Below are 16,725 nucleotides of genomic sequence, written 5' to 3'. Positions count from 1 at the left end.
CGCGGTCAGTGCTTCGGCCCGACGTGGGCGTCCATGAGAGCGACGGACGCCCGTCGGGCGACGGAGATGTTGTATTTTTTGCCCGCGCGGGTGCAGTGCTTCCATTCGACACCGAGCTTGTCGAGGGTGTCGGTGTACAGCTGACGAATGTCATCCGAGACGTTCGTGAACCAGTACCGGGGATACTCGTAACGCTTCCTTTCACCCCCGACGAGGCGAGTCGTCCAGTTGGTGATGCGACAGCCATCCGAGTGGATGAGGCCCCGAATGAACTCCCAGGGGTAGTTGTCGACGATCTCCTGTTGCCATGGTTCGAGCGCGATCGTGCGGGTGTGCTTCTTGCCAGGGCCGTGCTGGGGGAAGAGACACACGAGGTGCTTTGAGTAGACCTTGACGTTGTGGCAGCCGGGTTTTCGCACCCGGCACGTGGCATTGTCCGGGAACACCTTGCGCATCGCCGCTTCGGCCTCGTCCTGGATGCCGGGCCAGGCGTCGTCCAAAGTGATCATGAGGTTCGGCACCCGGTGCTGCGAGTACTGGCTCACATGGCCGTCGCCCAGGTAAAGACCGAGAAGATACGAGTACGCGGACTCGTTGAGGTCCGCACCGTCGCAGCGGTTGCACCGAGGGTTGTGCGAGCCGGGACACTCGCCCCTTTTGGAGCGGTCCATGTGCAGCCAGTACGAGACGGTTCCGCGCGGCACATTCAGCTGACGGGCGACTTCGGCGCCCTTGGTGCCGGACCGGAGAAGGGCGAGCGCCTTCTGGCGCACTTCTGTGCCGTGGAAGTTCACATCACAACTCTGTGTGACGCGGTGCGGGTACGAGTAACAAAAAGCGGATGTTCACGAGAAGGTGAACATCCGCTTTGGTGCCGGGTGCGGGAGTCGAACCCGCACGTCCTTTCGGACAGATGTGTTTGAGACATCAGCGTCTGCCATTCCGCCAACCCGGCTGGCCAACCTCGGGCGAGTCTACCGGGTCATCGCAGGGCCCCGCAGCTAGGTAGGCTCTCGGCAGCAGCACATTACCGGCCCGCAACAAGGAGCCCCCGTGACCACCCCCGAGTCGCCCCAGCCCGTAGACGCCGTCGACGACGACAAGTCGCACGTCCCGCCGCTGACGACCCGTGTCGTCATCGCCGAGGACGAGGCCCTCATCCGCCTCGACCTCAAAGAGATGCTGGAGGAAGAGGGCTACTCGGTCGTCGGTGAGGCAGGTGACGGCCAGCAGGCCGTCGAGCTGGCCCGGGAGCACAAGCCGGACCTCGTGATCCTCGACGTGAAGATGCCCGTCCTCGACGGGATCTCGGCCGCCGAGAAGATCGCCGAGGAGTCCATCGCCCCCGTTCTCATGCTCACCGCGTTCTCGCAGCGCGACCTCGTCGAGCGGGCCCGGGACGCCGGCGCGATGGCGTACCTCGTGAAGCCGTTCAGCAAGAGCGACGTGGTGCCCGCCATCGAGATGGCGGTGTCGCGGTTCGCGGAGCTGAAGGCCCTTGAGGGCGAGGTCGCGGACCTCTCGCAGCGCCTGGAGACCCGCAAGCTCGTCGACCGCGCGAAGAGCATCCTCCAGACCGATTACGGCCTCTCCGAGCCCGCCGCGTTCCGCTGGATCCAGAAGACGTCGATGGACCGCCGGCTGTCCATGCAGCAGCTCGCCGAGGCGCTGATCGAGGACGCCGAGGAGAAGAAGAAGGCGGCCGAGTAGCCCCGTACGGACAGCACGCGAAGGAGGCCCGCACCCCGGATCGATCGGGGTGCGGGCCTCCTTCGCGTACAGGAGTGCGAGGGTCAGTCCTCGCCGAGGTACGCCTTGCGGACGGACTCGTCGTGCAGGAGGTCCGCTCCGGTGCCGGAGAGGACGATCTTGCCGACCTCCATGACATGGCCCTGGTCCGCGAGGGACAGGGCGGCCTGGGCGTTCTGCTCGACGAGCAGGATCGTGGTGCCCGCCGCCTTGAGTTCGACGATGGTCTCCATGATCTTCTGCATCATGATCGGCGAGAGCCCCATCGAGGGCTCGTCGAGCATGAGCAGCTTGGGCTGGGACATGAGGGCGCGTCCCATGGCGAGCATCTGCTGCTCGCCGCCCGAGAGGGTGCCCGCGGCCTGCTTCCGGCGTTCCCCGAGGATGGGGAAGAGGTCGTAGGCGCGCTGGACGTCCTTCTCGATGCCTGCCTTGTCGTTGCGGAGGTAGGCGCCGAGGAGGAGGTTCTCGGTGATCGTCAGCCGGGGGAAGATGTGGCGTCCCTCGGGGGAGTGGGCGAGGCCCAGTGCGACGATCTTGTGTGCCGGGATGTTGGCGAGCGGCTTGCCCTCGAAGAGGATGCGGCCGCCGAGCGGCTTGAGCAGTCCGGAGAGGGTGCGCAGTGTGGTGGTCTTGCCGGCGCCGTTGGTGCCGATGAGGGTGACCACCTGGCCGGCTTCGACGCTGAAGGAGATCCCCTTGACGGCTTCGATCTTGCCGTAGGCGACGCGGAGGTCCTCGACCTCGAGCAGTGCGGTCATCGGGTGTCCTCCTCCTCGGTGGTGGTGTCCTTCGTGGTGCTGGTGCCGGCTTCGCTCTTGGCTTGCGCCGTCCCGGCCGCTTCGGCTTCCGCTTCGGCCGCTTCGACTTCGGCGACTTCTTCGGCGCCGGGGGCGCCTTCGAAGGGGGTGCCGAGGTAGGCGGCGACGACGCGCTCGTCTGCCTGGACGACGTCGGCGGTGCCCTCGACGAGCTTTTCACCCTGGACGAGGACGGTGACGCGGTCGCACAGGTTGAAGATGAAGCGCATGTCGTGCTCGATGACGAGGATGGCGATGCCCTGGTCCCGGATGGCGAAGATGAGCTCTTCGGTGACGCGGGTTTCCTGGGGGTTCATGCCTGCGGTGGGCTCGTCCAGAAGGAGGAGTCCGGGGTCGCTGGCGAGTGCGCGCGCGATTTCCAGCTTGCGCTGGTCTCCGTAGGGGAGGTTGCGGGCGAGGTGGTCGGCCTTGTCCTGCAGGCCGATGAACTCCAGGAGTTCCATGGCGCGTTCGCGGCTGGCGTTCTCGGCCTTCTTGTAGCCGGGGAGGCGCAGCAGTGCGGACCAGAGGCCCTCTTCGGTCCTGGTGTGGCGTCCGACGAGGACGTTTTCCAGGACGGTCATGTTGGCGAAGAGCCTGATGTTCTGGAAGGTGCGGGCGATGCCTGCCTGGGTGACGAGGTGGGGCTTGGGCGGCAGGACGGTGCCCTTGTAGCTGACCTTGCCCTCGGTGGGGACGTAGAGGCCGGTGAGGCAGTTGAAGAAGGTGGTCTTTCCGGCGCCGTTGGGGCCGATGAGGCCGACGATCTCGCCCGCGTTGACGGTGAGGTCGACGTTGCGTACGGCGGTGAGTCCGCCGAAGCGCATGGTGACACCGCTGGCGTCGAGCACGGGGGTGCCGGTTTCGGTGGTGGTCGTGGCTGTCTTGGTCATGTCGGTCACGCCCCCGCCTTCGTGGTTCCGGCGGCCGTGTCGGTGAGTGGTTCGTCCGGTGGTACGTCGAGCTGGCCGGTCTCGTGGAATTCGAGCTGCTTCCTGCGGTCGGCGACCAGGCCCTCGGGGCGGAAGCGCATCAGGAGTATGAGTGCGAGTCCGAAGAGGAAGAGCTGGTAGTCCTGCATGAACTGCAGCTTGGCCGGGATCAGGTAGAGCAGTGCGGCGCCGACGAGGGGTCCGCTGAGGGTTCCCATGCCGCCGAGGATGACGGCGGCGAGGAGGAACGCGGAGTTGGGCGGTACGGACCCGGCGAACTGGTACTGCTCCGGGGTGACCGTGTAGGAGACGTGCGCCTGTACGGTTCCGGCGAGTCCGGCGAGGGTGGCGCCGAGGGCGAAGGCGAGCAGCTTGAGCCGGAAGGCGTTGATGCCCATGGCGGTGGCTGCGGTCTCGTCCTCGCGGATGGCGACCCAGGCGCGGCCGATGCGGGATTCGTTGGAGCGGCGGAACACCATGACGACGACGCCGGTGAAGACGAGCATCAGCAGGTAGTAGTTGGCGGACCTGCCGAGGGTGAAGCCGCCGATGTCGTGGCTGATCCCGAAGTCGAACCCGAGGATGTTGAGGTCGGGGATGCTCGGGATGCCCTGGGAGCCGTTGGTGACGTCCGGGCCGCTGACGCCGTTGAGGGCGTTGACGGTGAGCCGGAAGATCTCTCCGAACCCGAGGGTGACGATGGCGAGGTAGTCGCCGCGCAGCCGGAGCGTCGGGGCGCCGATGACGACGCCGAAGACGAGTGAGGCTGCGGCGCCGGTGAGGACGGCGGCCCAGAAGGGGAACTGGACGCCGACGGGTGACATCGGGGAGCCGGAGACCAGGGCGGCGGCGTAGGCGCCGACGCCGAGGAAGGCGACGTATCCGAGGTCGAGGAGGCCGGCGAGGCCGACGACGACGTTCAGGCCGAGTGCCACGGTAGCGAAGATGAGGATGTTCGCGCCGATGAGGGCGTACTGCTCGTTCTGCTGGGTGAAGGGGAAGCAGAACGCCGCGATGAGTGCTGCGGCGAGGGTGACGTTGCGGTGCTTGGTGGTGAGTGCGGTGATGCGGGCGATGAGTCCGGCGCGGCTGATGGCGGTGAAGCCGAAGGCGACGGTGATCATGAAGCCGATGAAGAGTTCGGCGTATTCGGTGTCGATGCCGTACGTGAAGACGTGCAGCCCGATGCCGAATGCTCCGGCGATGATCAGGATCTCGGCCCAGGCGGGGAGGTCCTTGGCGCGGCGCGGGGCGGGTGCGCGGAGGCTGTCGCGGAAGCGGTCCCAGGCGTTCGGCGAGCTGTCCTTGTCGAGGGGCAGGTCGCTGGGGAGTCCGAGGGAGGCGATGACGGCGATGAGTGCGCCGATGCCGCTGACCCAGGCTCCGGGTTCGAGGTTGACGACGCCGCCGAGCTTCACGGTGATGGCGCCGATGGAGTAGCCGACGACGCCGAGGGTGCCGAGGGCGAGGAGCCGGGTGGGGCTGTTGGTGCCGCCTGGGGTGAGCCAGCGCAGTCCCTTGATGCCGTATCCGGAGAGTGCGAAGAGCAGGGTGAGTGCCGCGCCGATGAGGGCGAGGACCTGGAGGCCGCCGGGGTAGCCGGTGACGGTGAGGTCGCCGGGGAATTCGTCGGTCCAGGTCCAGGCGAGGAAGGTGCCGACGAGTGCGATGGCCGCGCCCGCCGTGGTGGCGATGCGGGCGGCTGCGGTGGGCAGGGCGAGGAAGGCCGGGGCGTTCTGGGTGGTCATCGGTATCACGCCCTGTCCGCGACGCGTTCGCCCAGCAGGCCCTGGGGCCTGATGAGCAGGACGAGGATGAGCAGGACGAAGGCCCATACGTCCTTCCAGGCGCCACCGCCGAAGAGTTCCATGCCGGGAACCTCGCTCATGTAGCCGGTGGCGAGCGATTCGGCGACACCGAGGACGACGCCGCCGAGCATGGCGCCGTAGATGTTGCCGATGCCGCCGAGTACGGCTGCGGTGAATGCCTTGAGCCCCATGATGAAGCCCATGCGGAAGCCGATCTGGCCGTTCTTGAGCCCGTAGGCGACGGCGGCGACGGCGGCGAACGCGGCACCGATGGCGAAGGCCATGACGATGATGCGGTCGGTGTTGATGCCCATGAGCTTGGCGGTGTCGGGGTCCTGCGAGGTGGCCTGCATGCCGCGTCCGGCGCGGGTCTTCGAGACGAAGAGGCCGAGGGCGATCATGCAGAGGGGGGCCACGATGAGGACGAAGAGGTCACCGCGCTGGATGTTGGCGCCGAAGATTTCGAACGCTTCGCCCTTGAACTGGGGGAAGGAACGGTCCTTCGTGGCATCCGGGTACCACATCCACACTGCCTGCTGGAGAGCGAGCGAGAGACCGATGGCCGTGATGAGGGGGGCTAGGCGTGGCGCTGTGCGCAGGGGCCGGTAGGCGAAGCGTTCAGCGGCCATGCTGATCGCGACGGCGGCGATGACGCCACCGGCGATCATGAGGGGTATCGCAGCTATGAGGGAGAGACCCGACGGAAGGCCGAGGTAGACCGTGAGGGCACCGAAGCCTCCGATCATGAAGATCTCGCCGTGTGCGAAGTTGATGAGCTGGATGATTCCGTAGACCATCGTGTAACCGATCGCGATGAGACCGTACATCGCGCCGAGGATGAGTCCATTGGCCAGCTGTTGCGGCAGTTCGTTCACCGCAGGGCCTCCGTGGAGTGGTTCGGATATGGCACCGCGCGGGAGCGCTCGTAGCGCTCCCGCGCGGTCTGGTTGCTATGTGTGACCGGGAGTCCTTGCGGGACCTACTTGACGGCCTCGCTGAGCTTGGAGACCCACTTGCCGCCGTCGACCTGGTAGGCGGTCATCATGGTGTTGGTGGTGTCGCCGAACTCGTCGAAGGAGACGGGGCCGGTGACGCCCTCGAACTGGACCTTGCTCATCGCGGCGAGGACCTTGGCGCGGGAGTCCTCGGGGAGCTTGCCGTCGTTCTCGGCGACAACGGCCTTGACGGCCTCGATGATCGCCCAGGTGGCGTCGTAGGTGCCGCCGCCGTACGCCTCGTAGGCGTCCTTGTAGCCGGCCGTCTTGTAGTCCGCGATGAACTTCTTGGCGGACTCGAGCTCTTCGACGGGCTTGCCGACGGAGGTGGCGATGTCGCCCTGGGACTTCTTGTTCAGCGTGATGAAGTCGGCGCTGTACATGCCGTCGCCGCCCATGAGCGGGATCTTCACGCTGTCCTTGAGCTGCTGGCTCAGGGGCGCGCCGGCGGGGTACTCGCCGCCGTAGTAGACGGCCTTGGCCTTGGAGCCCTTGACCTTGGTGACCACGGAGTTGAAGTCACGGTCGTCGGGGTTGACGTGGTCCGAGCCGACGATCTTGCCGCCGAGCTCGGTGAACGTCGCCTTGAAGGAGGCGGCGAGACCGGCGCCGTAGGGCTTCTGGTCGTCGATGAGGTAGACGTCCTTGATCTTCGCGGTCTTGAAGAGGTAGTTCGCCGCGAAGGCACCCTGGATCGCGTCCGTGGTGGCGGTACGGAAGTACGTCTTGTACGGACGCTTCTTGTCGCCGGTCTTCCAGTCGTTGCCCTGGGTCAGCTCGGTGCCGGTGTTGGCCGGGGAGACCTGGGTGAGGCTGGCGTCGTTGAGCGGCTTCTGCATCGACTGCGCGACGCCGGAGTTCAGCGGGCCGACGACACCGAGGACGGTCTTGTCGCCGATGAACGTGGCGGCGTTCTGCTGGCCGACGGAGGGCTGGGCCTGGTCGTCGAGGGGCTTGATCTCGAACTTGATGCCCGGGACCGTCTTCTCCGTGTTGGCCGTCTTGACGGCGAGGTCGGCGGAGTTCTTGATGCCGAGGCCGAGGGCGGAGAGGTCGCCGGTCAGGGGGGCGTCGACGCCGATGACGACGGTCTGGGTGTCGCTGCCGCCGCTGCTCTTCTTGTCGTCGTCGCGCGACCCGCAGGCGGTGAGTGTGAGTGCTCCGGTGGTGAGCACTGCGGTGAGTATGAGCAAAGAACGGTGTCGCACGAAAGAGGGTCCTTTCCCTGGCGCGGCCTCCTCTGCTGAGGTGCCGTGACGATCGCCGGGCCGTACTGGGTTGACGCAGCCGTACAGCAGACGCGCCCGGCGTCGTGGTGACTGGCCGTGACTCTAAGGGCAGGGCCGGGGGTGCGGGATGGGCAGCGGCAGGATGTGACTGTCTTGTTATGCCCTTGAGGAAGGCTTGAGGTGACTGTGTGGACATGTGGTGCTTTATCGCTTGACGCCGAAGTGACCGCATGCTGAGAACGTGCAGCTCTGCTAAGGCGCTTGAACCGATCTTGGTGCTGTCGCGCGAGGGGGGTGCGGGAGGGCGTGGGTCATCGGCCCCTGGGTCCGGGGCCGGCTGCCGGGCCCCGCTGCCTCATTGCGCGCGTGTTACGCAGTGTTACATCGGGGAAGATGTATCCGACCGCTATCGCGCGCGTGGCTGACGAGTGCCTCATGGAACCGGCCGCTGGGTCAAGGAAGTTGATGGAATGCGCTGGTCAACGGCCCTTCCTGGGCGGGGATATGGGTCTGCCCGGCCGGAAATGCGCGTTGCGTTCCGGGCCGGGCAGGTGGGTGTGCGGGCTGTCGGTGACTATCCGGCGGCGGGCTGGGGTGCGTCACGGAGCAGGCAGGTGAGGCGGGCGGTACAGACCCGCTTGTCCTGTTCGTCGGTGATGGCGATCTCGTACGTGGCGGTGGTGCGGCCCCGGTGTACGGGGGTGGCGACACCGGTCACGAGGCCGCTGCGCGCGCCCCGGTGGTGGGTGCAGTTCAGGTCGACGCCGACGGCGAGCTTGGAGGCGCCGCCGTGCAGCATGGCGCCGATGGAGCCGAGGGTCTCGGCGAGGACGGCTGAGGCGCCGCCGTGGAGCAGTCCGTAGGGCTGGGTGTTGCCCTCGACGGGCATCGTGCCCACGACGCGCTCCGCGGAGGCCTCGATGATCGTGACGCCCATGCGCTCGCCGAGGTGCCCGGCGGAGAAGAGTGCGGGGAGGTCGACGCCGAGTGCGGCGTACTCGTCGATGATCTCCTGGGGGAACGTGGGTGCGATGTGCTCGCCCATGGGTCCGGCTCCGATCGTCTGCGCTGACTCATTGCTGTGTGCACTGTTCTTATCAGACCGCTGAGCGAACGCTTAGTGGGTGGAGGGGGCGAGGTTCGTCACCGCAGGTTCTCGAACCGCACGACGACGGACTTGCTGGCCGGGGTGTTGCTGGTGTCGGCGGTGGCGTCGAGCGGGACGAGTACGTTCGTCTCGGGGTAGTAGGCGGCGGCGCAGCCGCGCGCGGTCGGGTAGAGCACGACGCGGAAGCCCGGGGCGCGTCGCTCGACGCCGTCCTTCCACTCGCTGACGAGGTCGGTGTAGCAGCCGTCGGTGAGGCCCAGGGCCGCCGCGTCCTCGGGGTTGACCATGACGATGCGGCGGCCGCCCTTGATGCCGCGGTAGCGGTCGTCGAGGCCGTAGATCGTGGTGTTGTACTGGTCGTGCGAGCGAAGGGTCTGCAACAGCAGCCTGCCTTCGGGCAGTTCGGGGTATTCGACGGGGGCTGCGGTGAAGTTGGCCTTGCCCGTGGCGGTGGGGAAGCGGCGCTCGTCGCGCGGGGCGTGGGGGAGTGTGAAGCCGCCGGGAACGGCTACGCGGGCGTTGAAGTCCTCGAAGCCGGGGACGACGCGCGAGATGCGGTCCCGGATCGTTCCGTAGTCCTTCTCGAACTCCTCCCAGGTCGTGGCGGATTCGGCGCCGAGGACGGCGCGGGCCAGCCGGGCCACGATGGCCGGTTCGGAGAGGAGGTGGGGGCTTGCGGGGGCGAGGTTGCCGCGGGAGGCGTGGACCATGCCCATGGAGTCCTCGACGGTCACGAACTGCTTGCCGCTCGCCTGGGTGTCCTTGTCGGTGCGCCCCAGGGTGGGCAGGATCAGGGCGCGGGTGCCGGTGACCGCGTGGGAGCGGTTGAGCTTGGTCGATACGTGGACGGTGAGACGGGCGCGGCGCATGGCGGCCTCGGTCACGGTGGTGTCGGGTGTGGCCGCGACGAAGTTGCCGCCCATGGCGAAGAAGACCTTGGCGTCGCCGTCGCGCAGCGCCTCGATGGAGCGCACGACGTCGTAGCCGTGGTGGCGCGGCGAGGTGATCCCGAATTCCTTGTCGAGGGCGTCGAGGAAGGCGGTCGAGGGCCGTTCGAAGATGCCCATCGTGCGGTCGCCCTGGACGTTGGAGTGGCCGCGCACGGGGCACACGCCGGCGCCGGGCCGTCCGATGTTGCCGCGCAGCAGGAGGAAGTTGACCACTTCGCGGATGGTCGGTACCGAGTGCTTGTGCTGGGTCAGGCCCATGGCCCAGCAGACGATGGTGCGCTTGGAGGCGAGGACCATGGCCAGGGCCTCTTCGATCGCGGTGCGGTCGAGCCCGGTGGCGGTGAGTGTCCCGTCCCAGTCGGCGGTGCGGGCGGCCTTCGCGAACTCCTCGTACCCGTGGGTGTGTTCGCGTACGAAGGTCTTATCGATGGCCCCTTCGGTCTCCAGGATCATCTTGTTGAGGAGCCGGAAGAGGGCCTGGTCGCCGCCGAGCCGGATCTGGAGGAACAGGTCGGTGAGTGCGGCGCCCTTGATCATGCCGAGCGGGGTCTGCGGGTTCTTGAAGCGCTCCAGGCCGGCCTCGGGCAGCGGATTCACCGAAATGATCTTCGCGCCCGCGGACTTGGCCTGCTCCAGGGCGGAGAGCATCCGGGGATGGTTCGTCCCCGGGTTCTGTCCGGCGACGATGATCAGGTCGGCGTGGTGGAGGTCCTCCAGGGAGACGCTGCCCTTTCCGATCCCGATCGTCTCGGTGAGGGCGGAGCCGGACGACTCGTGGCACATGTTCGAGCAGTCCGGGAGGTTGTTGGTGCCGAACTCGCGGGCGAAGAGCTGGAGCAGGAACGCCGCCTCGTTGCTGGTGCGGCCCGAGGTGTAGAAGAGTGCTTCGTCGGGGGAGGCGAGGGCCTTGAGCTCCTCGGCGATGATCGCGAAGGCTCGCTCCCAGGGGACCGCCTCGTACCGTTCGGCGCCTTCGGGCAGATACATCGGCTGGGTGATGCGGCCCTGCTGTCCCAGCCAGTAGCCGCTGCGGGTGGCGAGGTCGGCGACCGGGTGCGCGGCGAAGAACTCGGGTGTGACGCGGCGCAGCGTCGCCTCCTCGGCGACGGCCTTGGCCCCGTTCTCGCAGAATTCGGCGGTGTGGCGCTTGTCGCCCTCGGGCCAGGCGCAGCCGGGGCAGTCGAAGCCGTCCTTCTGGTTGACCTTGAGGAGTGTCCGCGCGGTGCGGCGCACGCCCATCTGCTGCTGGGCGACGCGCAGGGTGTGTGCTACGGCGGGAAGCCCGGCCGCCGAGTGCTGGACCGCTTCGACCTGCGGCGCGTCCTGGACCGGGTCACCGGTCGGGGGCCTGGTGGCCATGATGCTCCCCTTTGAGCCTGCGCGGGTCTGCCGAGCCCGCACGGTTCTGCCTGTAGGTGTTCCTGCTCACGATCCTGTCACGCGTCACCGGGCGGGGCCCCCGCACGGGCCGTGGGGCGCCGCGCCCGGTCCGGATTGTCAGTGGGCCGTGGCAGGATCGGGGGCGTGGCTGAGACGGCATCGAAGAAGACGGCAGACAACCGACCGCGCCTGCTCCTGATGGACGGGCACTCCCTGGCGTACCGGGCGTTCTTTGCGCTGCCCGCGGAGAATTTCACGACAGGGACGGGGCAGCCGACGAACGCCGTGTACGGCTTCGCGTCGATGCTGGCGAACACGCTGCGCGACGAGGCGCCCACGCACTTCGCGGTGGCGTTCGACGTGTCCCGCAAGACCTGGCGTGCGCAGGAGTTCCCGGAGTACAAGGCGAACCGTTCCAAGACCCCTGACGAGTTCAAGGGGCAGGTCGAGCTGATCGGCGAGCTCCTCGACGCGATGCGTGCCGACCGGTTCGCGATCGACGGCTTCGAGGCCGACGACGTGATCGCGACGCTGGCCACCCAGGCCGAGGCGGCGGGTTTTGAAGTGCTGATCGTCACCGGCGACCGGGACTCGTTCCAGCTGATCACGGACAACGTCACCGTGCTGTACCCGACGAAGGGCGTCTCGGAGCTGACGCGCTTCACCCCGGCGAAGGTCGAGGAGAAGTACGGGCTCACGCCCCAGCAGTACCCGGACTTCGCGGCGCTGCGCGGTGACCCGTCGGACAACCTTCCGGGCATCCCGGGCGTGGGTGAGAAGACGGCCGCGAAGTGGATCAACCAGTTCGGTTCGTTCGACGACCTCGTGGCGCGTGCCGAGGAGGTCAAGGGCAAGGCGGGACAGAATTTCCGCGACCACCTGGACGCCGTGAAGCTGAACCGCCGGCTGACCGAGATGGTCCGTGACGTGGCGCTGCCGAAGACGCCGCTGGACCTGGAGCGCGCTCCGTACGACCGCACGGCGGTCACCGGGGTGCTGGACGTCCTGGAGATCCGTAACCCGAGCCTGCGCGAGCGGCTGCTGGCCGTGGACCCGGGCGCCGTCGAGGACGAGAGCCCGGTGCCCGCCGCGGGCATCGAGCTGGACGGTGCGGTGCTGGGCGAGGGCGCGGTGGCTCCCTGGCTGGCGGCCCACGGCGGGCAGCCGCTGGGCGTGGCCACGGTCGACACCTGGTTCCTGGGGACCGGCACGGTCACGGAGATCGCGTTGGCCGCCGCGGACGGGGCCGCTGCCTGGATCGACCCGACGCAGCTGAACGAGGCCGACGAGCAGGCGTTCGCCGCCTGGATCGCGGACCCGGAGCGGCCCAAGGTCATGCACAACGCGAAGAGCGCCATGCGGGTCTTCCCGGACCAGGGCTGGCACATCGAGGGTGTCGCGATGGACACCGCGCTCGCCGCCTACCTGGTCAAGCCGGGCCGTCGTTCCTTCGCGCTGGACGCGCTGGCCGTGGAGTATCTCGGCCGCGAGCTCGCCCCCGCCGCCGCGGGTGACGGGCAGCTGGCGTTCGGCGCGGACGACCAGGCCGAGGCCGACGCCCTGATGGCGCAGGCCCGCGCGATCCTGGACCTCGGTGACGCGTTCACGACGCGGCTGAAGGAGGTCGGCGCCGTCGAGCTCCTGCACGACATGGAGCTGCCCACCTCGATCCTTCTGGCCCGGCTGGAGCGGCACGGCATCGCCGCCGACCGGGCCCATCTGGAAGGCATGGAGCAGCAGTTCGCCGGCGCCGTGCAGCAGGCGGTGACGGAGGCGCACGCGGCGGTGGGCCACGAGTTCAACCTCGGATCGCCCAAGCAGCTCCAGGAAGTCCTGTTCGGGGAGCTGGGGCTGCCCAAGACGAAGAAGACCAAGACCGGCTACACCACGGACGCCGACGCCCTGGCCTGGCTGGCGGCACAGACCGAGCACGAACTGCCGGTCCTCATGCTGCGCCACCGCGAGCAGGCGAAGCTCAGGGTCACGGTCGAGGGCCTGGTCAAGACGATCGGGGCGGACGGCCGTATCCACACCACGTTCAACCAGACGGTCGCGGCGACCGGGCGGCTCTCCTCCACCGACCCGAACCTCCAGAACATCCCGGTCCGCACGGACGAGGGCCGGGCGATCCGTCGCGGCTTCGTCGTCGGCGAGGGCTTCGAGTCGTTGATGACGGCCGACTACAGCCAGATCGAACTGCGTGTGATGGCCCACCTGTCGGAGGACGCGGGCCTGATCGAGGCGTTCACCTCCGGGGAGGACCTGCACACCACGGTCGCCTCGCAGGTCTTCGGCGTCGACAAGTCGGCCGTCGACCCGGAGATGCGCCGCAAGATCAAGGCCATGTCGTACGGGCTGGCCTACGGGCTCTCCGCGTTCGGTCTCTCCCAGCAGCTGAACATCGAGGCCGGCGAGGCACGCGGTCTGATGGACACCTACTTCGAGCGTTTCGGCGGAGTCCGCGACTATCTGCACCGCGTCGTCGAGGAGGCCAGGGCCACGGGATACACGGAGACGGTCTTCGGCCGCCGCCGCTACCTCCCCGACCTGAACAGCGACAACCGCCAGCGTCGTGAGACGGCCGAGCGGATGGCGCTCAACGCACCCATCCAGGGGACGGCCGCCGACATCGTCAAGGTCGCGATGCTGCACGTGGACCGGGCCCTGACCGAGGCGAAGCTGGAGTCGCGGATGCTGCTCCAGGTCCATGACGAAATCGTCCTGGAGATCGCGAAGGGCGAGCGCGAGCGGGTCGAGCGGATCCTGCGCCATGAGATGTCGACCGCGGTGGAGCTGCGTGCCCCGCTGGACGTCTCCGTCGGCGTTGGGCCGGACTGGGAGTCCGCCGCCCACTGACGCGAGGGGGGGCCGGGGCGACTCGCCGGGGTGCTGGGCCGGCTGGCGCCCAGCACCCGGAGCCTGGGGCACCGGCCACTCTCCGCCCCCGACAGTGAGAATCAGCGAGATCAGCGAGAACGCGGCCGGGAGCGTTCCGCGAGACCGGTGCTCGTTTCCCCCGTGTGATCAGTCCGTCCGGTGCGCGCGTCGCTCCGCAGCCGCAGCCACGTCCCGTACAGCACGAGTCCCACCGCCAGCCCGGCCCCTGCGCCGAAGCAGGCGGTCGGGATGATGTCGAGCGGCGTGGAGATCTGCCCGAAGTGGGCGTACCAGCGTGCGCAGCGGTGGATGACGCCGAGGAGCACGCAGACCGTCAGCAGCGCGCCCGCCCACCACCGCTCCCGCCGTCCGAGTACGGGCACGGCTTCCGGCGTAGGGGCCGCCCCGGCCCGCCGCAGCGCCGACACCGTGAACCACACGAGCACCGTCAGCGCCACCGCCGAACTGCCGTACTGCACGAACTGGTAGGCGGGGAAGCCGGCCACGCTCCGGTTGAGCGCCGGGATCAGCTCCGTCCCCCAGCGGTCGTGATGGGTGAACGCGTCCCAGATGACGTGGGTGGCCGCCCCGATGGCCGCGGACAGTGCGAACCGGAGTGCCTCCAGGGGCCGTAGCCGGCCGGGCTCCCGCCGCGGCCCTCGCAGGAACGCGTACACCCGGCCCTGCCGGCGGGCCGGCAGCAGCGCCACCAGCGGCTCACGCAGCAGCAGCCACAACGCCACCAGCGTCGCGGCGATCAGTACGTCGACGGTGAACACGCCCCATACGGCGTGCGTCACTTGGCCGAATTCCATCGCCCCGGGGATCGCGGTGTCCGCGTAGTAGGTCATATCGGGAGCGAACGAACCGGCGACGAGGGCCGAGGCGACGAGCGGACCGCGTCCGGCGCCCGTCCTGCGGATTCCCGGCAGCACAGCGACGGCATGACTGAGCGTGAACGGCATGGGGGCAAGTATGGGCGAGCCTCCGCGGCCCCCTGTACCCCGCTCGGGGCATGCCGTACAACTTGCTGTCGGGAACGTGAAAAAACAGTAAGAACCGGTCAACGCACGGTGTCCGGGCGGCAGGAGTTGTCGTAGGGTCGCCTGAGTTCTCGCGCTGGGGAGTGCGAGCAGCCGTCGACGGGGAGGGACCAGAACGTATGGCAGCGCAATTCGGCCGCCGACTGCGCAGGGGGGCCACCACCACAGCGGTGGCCGCGGCTGCCGTGGCAGCCCTCACCGCCTCGCAGGGCCCCGGTGCACCACTGGCCGAGGACGCGGGAAGCGGAGACCAGAAGACGGCCGGTTCCTCGTCGTCCGGCGACAGCGCGGCCACCGGTAACTCGCCCTACCACACGGACCTGCCGCCGCTGACGACGCCCAACAAGCCCGGAACCTCCGTGAATCTGCCGGTCACCGGCAGTACGGAAGCCGGGATACCCGCCTCGATCCTGGCCGCGTACAAGAAGGCCGAGCAGGCCGTCGCCGGCAGCGACGCCGCCTGCCGCCTCCCGTGGCAGCTCCTCGCCGCGATCGGCAAGGTCGAGTCCGGCCAGGCCCGCGGCGGCCGTGTCGACGCGAACGGCACCACCTTCTCCCCGATACTCGGGCCCGCCCTCAACGGCCAGGGCTTCGCCCTGATCAAGGACACCGACGACGGGGCGTTCGACGGCGACGCCACCCACGACCGCGCGGTCGGCCCCATGCAGTTCATCCCCTCCACGTGGGCGACCTGGGGCCAGGACGGCAACAGCGACGGCCGCGAGGACCCCAACAACATCTACGACGCGGCACTCGCGGCCGGGCTCTACCTCTGCGCCGGTCCCCGCGACCTGGCGGTCGGGGCCGACCTCGACCGGGCGGTGCTGAGCTACAACCACTCGCGGGAGTACCTGCGGACGGTGCGCTCCTGGTTCGACTACTACAAGCGCGGCACCCACGAGGTCCCCGACGGCACGGGAGTCCTGCCGACCGGTCCCCGCGGCGCGGGCGGCACCGGTGGCGGCACGGCGAGTCCCTCGCCGAAGCCCACTCCGCCCGCCTCCGATGCCCCCGGCGGCGGCGAGACCCCGAGCCCGAAGCCGCCGACGAGCGGCGGCTCGAAGCCCCCGAAGCCGACTCCGCCACCCACCACGCCGCCGGCCACGCCTCCGCCCACGACGACGCCGCCCACCACCCCCGACCCCACGCGGCCCCCGACGCTCGGCAGCCTGGAGAACGCCGGCACCGGCCCGCTGACCGCCACGGCCGGCCAGGCGTTCGGCGAGCGGGTCACCGTGCGGGCGAGGAACACCGTCGGCGCCCCGCTCGCCAAGGCGTCCGTGACCTTCACCATCACCGGTGACACCGACACGCGCTTCTCCGGCGGGCTGACCACCATCACCTTGCGCACCGCGGCCGACGGCACCGTCACCTCCCCGGTGCTGCGAGCGGGCGAGAGGACCGGCGCGTTCAAGGTGACGGCCGTCGCGGGCACCACCAATCCGCGCACGCTTACCTTCGGCGCGACCGTCACCGCCCGGCAGGCCGACGCCATCGCCAGGACCGGGACCGCGGCCGTGACGGCCGCCGCCGGCGCACAGTTCGACGCCGTCGAGGTCAAGGCGACCTACAAGGGCGCGGCGGCCGCGGGCGTCGCCGTCACCGCCACGATGATCACGGCCGCCGAGCAGCCGGCCGAGAACGACAAGGGCCCCTACTTCAAGGGCGCGGACGGCACCCCCGTACGCACCCTCTCCGGACTCAGGACCGGGGCCGACGGCCTCCTGACGCTGCCCGCGTTCCACGCGGACAGCACCCCCGGCACGTACACGCTGCGTCTCACCACCGAGGGCGGCGGCACGCTCGACATCGTGCTCACGGTGTCCTGACCGCCACGTCCCGGCGCCACACCGG

General features: G+C 68.9%; 12 protein-coding genes and 1 tRNA gene. 3 read left to right on the top strand and 10 right to left on the bottom strand.

The window, feature by feature from the left end:
- Positions 1-5 precede the first annotated feature (5 nt).
- Together ACFWSK_RS10795 and ACFWSK_RS10790 are read right to left on the bottom strand one after the other, a co-directional pair.
- On the bottom strand, positions 6-794 hold the full coding sequence (locus ACFWSK_RS10795) for a helix-turn-helix domain-containing protein (RefSeq protein WP_383783531.1): 789 nt from the start codon (positions 792-794) through the stop codon (positions 6-8).
- 75 nt (positions 795-869) lie between these two features.
- Positions 870-955: transfer RNA gene (locus tag ACFWSK_RS10790), tRNA-Leu, on the bottom strand.
- 98 nt (positions 956-1,053) lie between these two features.
- On the opposite strand from ACFWSK_RS10790, the gene ACFWSK_RS10785 reads away from it, so the two are divergent.
- Positions 1,054-1,710 carry a response regulator gene (locus ACFWSK_RS10785; protein WP_328909591.1) on the top strand — a complete coding sequence of 219 codons (657 nt, stop codon included), beginning with the start codon at positions 1,054-1,056 and terminating at the stop codon, positions 1,708-1,710.
- Positions 1,711-1,793: 83 nt separating this feature from the next.
- On the opposite strand, the gene ACFWSK_RS10780 is transcribed toward ACFWSK_RS10785, so the two are convergent.
- From ACFWSK_RS10780 to ACFWSK_RS10750, 7 genes are all read right to left on the bottom strand, one after another.
- Positions 1,794-2,510, bottom strand: a complete 717-nt coding sequence (locus tag ACFWSK_RS10780; protein WP_383783530.1) for an ABC transporter ATP-binding protein — start codon at positions 2,508-2,510, stop codon at positions 1,794-1,796.
- On the bottom strand, positions 2,507-3,442 hold the full coding sequence (locus ACFWSK_RS10775; protein WP_383783552.1) for an ABC transporter ATP-binding protein: 936 nt from the start codon (positions 3,440-3,442) through the stop codon (positions 2,507-2,509). Before ACFWSK_RS10775 ends, ACFWSK_RS10780 begins: the two co-directional genes overlap by 4 nt.
- A 5-nt stretch (positions 3,443-3,447) precedes the next feature.
- Entirely contained in the window at positions 3,448-5,229 is a 1,782-nt protein-coding gene (locus tag ACFWSK_RS10770) for a branched-chain amino acid ABC transporter permease (protein ID WP_383783529.1), read from the bottom strand.
- A 5-nt stretch (positions 5,230-5,234) separates the two neighbouring features.
- On the bottom strand, positions 5,235-6,164 hold the full coding sequence (locus tag ACFWSK_RS10765; RefSeq protein WP_383783528.1) for a branched-chain amino acid ABC transporter permease: 930 nt from the start codon (positions 6,162-6,164) through the stop codon (positions 5,235-5,237).
- A gap of 104 nt (positions 6,165-6,268) precedes the next feature.
- Complete coding sequence (locus tag ACFWSK_RS10760) at positions 6,269-7,477, bottom strand: branched-chain amino acid ABC transporter substrate-binding protein (protein WP_383783551.1); 1,209 nt, start codon at positions 7,475-7,477, stop codon at positions 6,269-6,271.
- 610 nt (positions 7,478-8,087) lie between these two features.
- On the bottom strand, positions 8,088-8,558 hold the full coding sequence (locus ACFWSK_RS10755) for a PaaI family thioesterase (protein ID WP_383783527.1): 471 nt from the start codon (positions 8,556-8,558) through the stop codon (positions 8,088-8,090).
- Between the two features lie 98 nt (positions 8,559-8,656).
- Positions 8,657-10,930: an FdhF/YdeP family oxidoreductase gene (locus ACFWSK_RS10750; protein WP_383783526.1), complete on the bottom strand. Its 2,274-nt coding sequence runs from the start codon at positions 10,928-10,930 to the stop codon at positions 8,657-8,659.
- A gap of 165 nt (positions 10,931-11,095) precedes the next feature.
- Here ACFWSK_RS10750 and polA point away from each other — a divergent pair, with 165 nt between their 5' ends.
- Positions 11,096-13,807: a DNA polymerase I gene (gene polA / locus ACFWSK_RS10745; RefSeq protein ID WP_383783525.1), complete on the top strand. Its 2,712-nt coding sequence runs from the start codon at positions 11,096-11,098 to the stop codon at positions 13,805-13,807.
- Positions 13,808-13,917: 110 nt separating this feature from the next.
- Here polA and ACFWSK_RS10740 read toward each other — a convergent pair whose 3' ends face one another.
- Positions 13,918-14,793, bottom strand: a complete 876-nt coding sequence (locus tag ACFWSK_RS10740; protein ID WP_383783524.1) for a DUF4184 family protein — start codon at positions 14,791-14,793, stop codon at positions 13,918-13,920.
- A 197-nt stretch (positions 14,794-14,990) separates the two neighbouring features.
- Here ACFWSK_RS10740 and ACFWSK_RS10735 point away from each other — a divergent pair, with 197 nt between their 5' ends.
- On the top strand, positions 14,991-16,700 hold the full coding sequence (locus ACFWSK_RS10735) for a lytic transglycosylase domain-containing protein (protein WP_383783523.1): 1,710 nt from the start codon (positions 14,991-14,993) through the stop codon (positions 16,698-16,700).
- Positions 16,701-16,725: the final 25 nt, after the last annotated feature.

It is taken from the genome of Streptomyces sp. NPDC058620 (assembly GCF_042717135.1).
Lineage (GTDB): Bacteria > Actinomycetota > Actinomycetes > Streptomycetales > Streptomycetaceae > Streptomyces.
Note: the sequence above shows the minus strand (reverse complement) of the source record. Positions and strands in the feature narration are given on the sequence as shown.

Bases quoted from the DNA above. Each gene is read 5' to 3' on its own strand.
- ACFWSK_RS10780 (WP_383783530.1), bottom strand. From the start codon at position 2,510: ATGACCGCACTGCTCGAGGTCGAGGACCTCCGCGTCGCCTACGGCAAG.
- ACFWSK_RS10775 (WP_383783552.1), bottom strand. From the start codon at position 3,442: ATGACCAAGACAGCCACGACCACCACCGAAACCGGCACCCCCGTGCTC.
- ACFWSK_RS10770 (WP_383783529.1), bottom strand. From the start codon at position 5,229: ATGACCACCCAGAACGCCCCGGCCTTCCTCGCCCTGCCCACCGCAGCC.
- ACFWSK_RS10755 (WP_383783527.1), bottom strand. From the start codon at position 8,558: ATGGGCGAGCACATCGCACCCACGTTCCCCCAGGAGATCATCGACGAG.
- ACFWSK_RS10750 (WP_383783526.1), bottom strand. From the start codon at position 10,930: ATGGCCACCAGGCCCCCGACCGGTGACCCGGTCCAGGACGCGCCGCAG.
- ACFWSK_RS10740 (WP_383783524.1), bottom strand. From the start codon at position 14,793: ATGCCGTTCACGCTCAGTCATGCCGTCGCTGTGCTGCCGGGAATCCGC.
- ACFWSK_RS10735 (WP_383783523.1), top strand. From the start codon at position 14,991: ATGGCAGCGCAATTCGGCCGCCGACTGCGCAGGGGGGCCACCACCACA.